Consider the following 3,958-nt stretch of genomic DNA (forward strand, 5'->3'; position numbering starts at 1 on the left):
TAAAATTAAACTATCAACACTTGGAAGACGCTGAAGGTGTTCTATATTTTTTTCTATCTCCGATATTATATAACAGACAGCATCTAACACTGTCTCCATCTCATTTTCAAAGTCTATCCATGTTTCAATACCACTATCAATATAGCTTTTAAAGTATTGAAACCAACCATTCTTATTCAATCTATCTTGAAGCTCTTTAATTTCCTCTAACGGTAAGGTAGCGTCTTCAGTTTTATACAATCTGATAGTATTCTCAAAGAAGTAACTTTCATTACTTATCAAGTCTGTATATAACTCCTGAAAAGTCATTGGAGTATCTTTATCATAATTTTCCACATTACGCATGGCATGCATAAAGTGGTCATATTTGGTAGGCAAGAAATGGGCTAAGTCAAAGCCATTGCCTAAAATAAGTATTTTAGCCGTTCCACTCATAATGCTGCCCTTACAATTACTATATGTTGAAAAATACTATTCTGATAATAACAAGTTTTAGTACGCTAATTTGTCTTTTAGCGAAGTAATACCATTCACAAAAATTAGAGTAGCAAGGAAAAAGAGTGCAAGCACTACACGTTGTAGGCTAAGCGATTTTGACACAGCTAATCGTATTCTTGTGAATGGTATAATAATCATGTTTTCTAGACAAAAAAAAGCCCAGTAAAATACTGAGCTTTTTTGAATTTACTGCGTAAAGCAAAAATTAGCGTTTACTTACTCTGGAACCAAGTATCCGCTTGGCTACGAGCGCTAGCGATGTCTGAGCTTGATAAGTTCAACGCCAACTGACCGATTTTGCCACGTGCTTTAGTACGGACTTTTTCATCTAACATACCATCACGGGCAGCCAAGTCGTACCATTTATAAGCATCAACAAGGTTCTCTTGTTTTTCATCTAACAAAGCAAGCGTATAGCTGGCACGGTTATCACCACGCATGGCGGCTTTTTCTAACCAAACACGGGCTTGTTGGAGATTTGGTTTAACGCCTTCACCGCGCAGATACATAATAGCCAAATTCAACTGAGCAGGAGCGACGCCTTGTTCAGCTGCTTTGGTGTACCATTGGATGGCTTGTTGGGTGTTTTGTTCAACGCCTTCACCTTTCTGTAAACGCTTGGCTAGATAAAATTGGGCGTGATCGTTACCTTGAGCCGCACGGCTAGATAATTCACTGATAGGCATCAGCTCAAAACGTGACGTATCAAGTGGTACGTTTGATATTAACTCAGCGTTGGCAAGACCTGCACAAGAAAACAAGGCAGTAAACAACGCAGCTTTTAATAATTTCATAGCAGCTCCAAAACTAGGCAGTTAATAAGCAAATAAAGTTGCACCGCTAAAAGGATTTAGACGGTGAGAACCATTAGGCAGCATTTGCAGTATAAACTTACCTAATCGTTAGCAATATAATAGATAGTTGTGTATCAGCCCACCTTAATCAAAGCGATGAGTGGTCAAAATTGAGAGGTCGCCAACACTATTTTGCTAGCTTACCACCCAAGTTTACGAAACTCAAATATTAATTACTTAAGTTAACGGCAATCACCCCTATATTGTTTGTAACAAAATCATACAGTTAATCAGATACTAAAGTTTTTATTCATAAAGACAAAAAAATATCTGTAGAGTGCTAACTCGATGTACGTTTGGTTACCCTATAAATAGCCACATCAGCCAATAAATTGGGTGCTTGTTTGATTAAAGTGGTCATTAATGGGCTGTGACCTTTGTTCGAGTCGCTCACTGCAAAACGATTGATAATTTGAATATCGTGTTTGGCACACAGTTTCTCAAAGTCTTTAAACGTACATAGATGTATGTTTGGCGTGTCAAACCACTCATAGGGTAATGCTTCTGACACAGGCATCATACCTTTTAGACCGAGATGCAGGCGGTTTTGCCAATGGGCAAAGTTAGGGAAGGTAATCACGGCTTCACGGGCAACTCGTAACATGTCTAGCAACAACACATCGGGTGATTTAACGGCCTGTAGCGCACGTGCCATTACCACGGTATCAAAACTGTTATCAGCGAAGCGTGCTAAGCCATCGTTAAGGTCTTGCTCAATAATAGACAAGCCTTTAGCGATGCCATCATTGATTTTTTCTTCATCAATTTCAAGCCCGTAACCAGTTACGCCGCGGCTCTGTTGTAAATGCGCGAGTAGCTCACCATTACCACAGCCTAAGTCTAGTACATGCGACTGCGGGGCAATCCAACGCTCAGCCAATTGGTGGTCCATTCTCATGAGCGCTCTCCTTTGGCGGTACTTTTACCAGAAATAAATGGTGCGGTCAGAAACCCTTTAACGGCACCCATATAACGTGGAATATCAAATAAGAAAGAATCATGACCATGCGGTGCATCAACATTGATATAGTTGACAGGTTTTCCTGTGGCCATCAATGCGTCTACTATTTCTTGTGAACGCTCTGGCGAAAAGCGCCAGTCAGTTGTGAACGATACCACTAAATATTGGCATTGGGTATGCGCCAAAGCCGCTTTTAATGCCATTAGTTCTTGGTGGCGGGCTTGTTTTATATCATTGTCTGAATTTGTAATATTATCTTCAGCATCTGAACGTTTTGCATTATCAGTGTTATCTATATCAGCTGTTTTTAGAGTAGATGCAGTGGTCTGTATCGACTTTGGTAGAGGGGAGGGCTCATCTGAGTCACTGGCATAGCCGCGCGTCGGGTCAAAATAGTCGAGGGCTTTGGTCATTAGCAAGTAAGTATTGGCATCAAAATTTTCACTAAAGCGCTCGCCCTGATAACGCAAGTAGCTCTCGACTTGAAACTCGACATCATAGCCGTACATGAATTTGCCAGATTTTAAATCACGGCCAAATTTGGCTTTCATCGCATCATCGGTCAAATAGGTGATGTGACCAACCATGCGCGCCAATATCAGACCACGGCGAGGGTAAGTGCCTGCTTGTAAGTAGCGACCATCTTTGAAGTCAGGATCAGACAATATAGATTGACGCGCCACTTCATTAAAGGCAATGTTTTGCGCCGACAACTTAGGTGTGCTGGCAATGACCACGCATCGTTTTAGTCTATCTGGATAATCGACAGACCATTGTATTGCTTGCATTCCACCCATTGAACCGCCAACAATGGCGTGCCAAACATCGATACCCAAACGGTCTGACAGCATGGCTTGGGTTTTTACCCAGTCTTTAATCGTAACGAGTGGAAAATCAGGGCCATAAACTTGTGGCTTGCTGCCATTGCTGTCGTTGCTGTCGTTACTATTGGCACTATGACCTGACTTGATACTTTCTGGATTAATAGAAGTTGGGCCAGTTGAACCAAAACAGCTGCCAATGTTATTGACACAGACTACATAAAATTGATTGGTATCAATCGCTTTATTGGGGCCAATCATATTGTCCCACCAGCCCGATTTTTTGTCATCAGGACTATGGAAACCGGCGGCATGGTGACTGCCAGACAACGCATGACAAATCAAAATAGCATTGGATTTGTCTTGATTGAGCGTGCCGTAAGTTTCAATAATCAGGTCAAAAGAGGGTAGAGTACGGTTGCACTCCAAGGTCAATGGTTCAGCGAAATGAAACATTTGAGGCGTGACGATTCCTACTGAGCCTGCTGAATTGGTAGTATCTGATTTATCTATCGTGGATTGGTCACTGGTATTATCAGGGCGTGCGTTCAAAGCTACCTCGCAAGACAACTGTCATTAATAAAGTAAAAATAATATGGCAATGTGCCTGATGGTTATGCTTGCCTATTGTATGGTGATGCGCGAGTGAGTACAACCTCCATGCAATCTGTTTTGCGGATGAACTTAGTAATATATAGGTAATATCCTATAAAAAAGTGATAGCCTTAACCTTGTTTACAGTATCACATATACATCCACACTCGGTTGCCTTGTACCGCTTTTAAATCGTACCAACTATATATCAATTGCACAAAGCGTCATTG

General features: G+C 41.2%; 4 protein-coding genes. All 4 read right to left on the minus strand.

Going from position 1 to position 3,958, the window contains the following annotated elements; genetic code table 11:
• A partial coding sequence (locus ACT3QP_RS14250; RefSeq protein WP_444525964.1) for an AbiH family protein occupies positions 1 to 435 on the minus strand: 435 nt, incomplete at its 3' end.
• 275 nt (positions 436 to 710) lie between these two features.
• Positions 711 to 1,292: a tetratricopeptide repeat protein gene (locus tag ACT3QP_RS14255; protein WP_444525965.1), complete on the minus strand. Its 582-nt coding sequence runs from the start codon at positions 1,290 to 1,292 to the stop codon at positions 711 to 713.
• Between the two features lie 340 nt (positions 1,293 to 1,632).
• Positions 1,633 to 2,250: a methionine biosynthesis protein MetW gene (metW, locus tag ACT3QP_RS14260; protein ID WP_444525966.1), complete on the minus strand. Its 618-nt coding sequence runs from the start codon at positions 2,248 to 2,250 to the stop codon at positions 1,633 to 1,635.
• Positions 2,247 to 3,590 carry a homoserine O-acetyltransferase MetX gene (metX, locus tag ACT3QP_RS14265; RefSeq protein ID WP_444525967.1) on the minus strand — a complete coding sequence of 448 codons (1,344 nt, stop codon included), beginning with the start codon at positions 3,588 to 3,590 and terminating at the stop codon, positions 2,247 to 2,249. Before metX ends, metW begins: the two co-directional genes overlap by 4 nt.
• Between the last annotated feature and the right edge of the window lie 368 nt (positions 3,591 to 3,958).

It is taken from the genome of Psychrobacter sp. AOP7-B1-24, assembly GCF_052376215.1.
Classification (GTDB): Bacteria; Pseudomonadota; Gammaproteobacteria; order Pseudomonadales; family Moraxellaceae; genus Psychrobacter.

Excerpts from the sequence above, each read along its gene's own strand:
- ACT3QP_RS14255 (WP_444525965.1), bottom strand. The coding sequence starts at position 1,292 with ATGAAATTATTAAAAGCTGCGTTGTTTACTGCCTTGTTTTCTTGTGCA.
- metX (WP_444525967.1), bottom strand. The coding sequence starts at position 3,590 with ATGTTTCATTTCGCTGAACCATTGACCTTGGAGTGCAACCGTACTCTA.
- metW (WP_444525966.1), bottom strand. The coding sequence starts at position 2,250 with ATGAGAATGGACCACCAATTGGCTGAGCGTTGGATTGCCCCGCAGTCG.